General features: G+C 66.1%; 1 pseudogene. It reads left to right on the top strand.

From position 1 onward, the window contains the following. Positions 1 to 419: 419 nt before the first annotated feature. Positions 420 to 1,713: pseudogene (locus tag AC1DWT_RS51010) on the top strand (FtsK/SpoIIIE domain-containing protein); the annotation flags it as partial. Positions 1,714 to 2,073 lie beyond the last annotated feature (360 nt).

Below are 2,073 nucleotides of genomic sequence, written 5' to 3'. Positions count from 1 at the left end.
CTTCGGCACTACGACAGCGCCGAAGATCCTCGACCTGCCCGACACCGTCTGGATCAACCGCCCCGCCGACGATTCTGCGGAGGCCGAAACGTCAGCCGCTTAACACCCGGTGGACTCAACTCCCTTGACAAGTTCCGCCTCGTCCACGTCGGTATTCGTTGTGGAAGTCGACCGAGCGCAGTCCTTGCCGCACCGGTGGCACACGCGATCCGGTGGGTGTGAGCATGCGCACCTGCACCATCCGGCCGTGACGCCGCGCCCTATCGGCGCAGTGTCACGTACAGGTCGTGAGCAGCCTCTGAGCGAAGTTATCCACAGATCACGTTGAGTGAGATCACCCGAATCTGCCAGTGTGCGCATCCATCACACCCGACCGCATTCCGACGCGGGCATCAATCGAGCAGGAAAGGGGAGAAGCGATGGCGCAGCGGGATCCGCTCAAGGACCTCCTGATCGAACTGTTCGGCCCGCCCCCGGCGCCCGCAATCGGCCGAGCAGTCAGTCGGCACCCGAGCCCGCCGTCGGCGCGTACCGAACCCTCGCCCCGGTCGCGGTCGCCTCCGCGGCCCTCGCGTTCTACGCACCCCAACTCGCCGACACCGCGCTCACAGACGCGGTCGACCAGGCCGGCCAGCTCATCACCACGCTCCACAGCTATCGCTGGCCGCTCGCCGTCCTCGCCGCCGCGTGGATCGCGGTCGACATTCTCCGGTGGCGCGGCCACCGACAGGGCCTGGCGCTCGAAGCGCAGTTACGGCAGACGACGCGGCACCTGCCGGTCAAGGTGACCGTCGCGTTCCCACCCGGAATCGGTGCACTGCGCAGCGCAAAGATCGGACTTCCGCGGGGTGCGATCATCCGCCCCAAGGAGATGGACGAATTCACCACCGCCGTCCGAGGAGCAGCCGGCCGCACCGGCACGCACACCTACACCGTCCGCCACCACGCGCACCGCGACCTGATCCTGATCACCCGCACACCCATCGAACCCGACACCCGATCGCCCCGCCACAAGGCCCGACAAACCGCGTTGTCCGCCGGCACCATCTTCAAAGAACCCGCCGTCACGGTCGACGCCTGCGACGACGACGGAATCGAGATCGGCTACAAGATCACGTTCACCCCCTCCGAGGGATACCTGGTGATGTACCTGCGGGCGCCGCTGCCCACCCGCGTAGACCACCCCCCGCCTTGGTCGACGAGAACCTCCGCCACCTGCCCTACGCCACCGGCGCAGCGAACCTCAGCCTGTACTGGGATGTCTCGACCAAATCGAACAAACCGCACTGCCTGATCGTCGGCCCCACCGGCGGCGGCAAGACCTCAGTCATCCGCACCCTGCTCACCGAGGCCTCACGCCGCGGAATCCCCTTCCTCGGGGTCGACCCGAAGATGATCGAACTCGACGGTCTCGAGGGCTACCCCGGATGCGCGGCCATCGTCTACGACGCCGTCCGCTCCGCGATCCTCGTGCGCGCCCTGCACGCGGAAATGATGGCCCGCAACCACTACGTGCACGTGAAAAAGATCGAACCCTCGCAACTGCCGTTGCTGATCGCCGTCCTCGACGAGTTCTTCATCCTCTCCGGCAAATGGCAGCGACTGGCCAAGGACGAGGACGAGGAGATCCGCGCCCAGATCAAGCAACTCGACCCGCTGGGAGCGTGGGCCGACCTCGCGGTCCTGGCCCGCTCGGCCGGCATCCGCTTGCTGCCGGTTCCAGACGTTGTGGGCTGTGCCCGTCAACGGTTGTCCGTTGTGCGGCAATGGTGCTGGGGTTGATCGGTCGTCTATCGCAGCGGTGGTCTCCCTGGTGTATCGGCGCGATTCGTGGCGGGCATTGTTTGATCCCGGACGGGGATCTGATCAGTCCTTGGCTGTTATGTGGGTTGGCTAGCGTGGGGGTTTGTGACAGCAGGTAGTGCGGGGCGTGCGCACAAGATGGCGCCCAGCCCCGAGGTTGCGCTCGACTTCGCTCGGGAATGGGTCGAGTTCCTCGATCCCGACGACGCCGAGCATCTCATCGCCGCGGACATGACGTGGCTGCTCTCGCACTGGACCTGTGTGTTCGGC

The organism is Rhodococcus sp. P4_B6, from assembly GCF_056402215.1.
The sequence above is the reverse complement of the archived record's forward strand: the minus strand, read 5'-3'. Positions and strand labels throughout refer to the sequence as shown.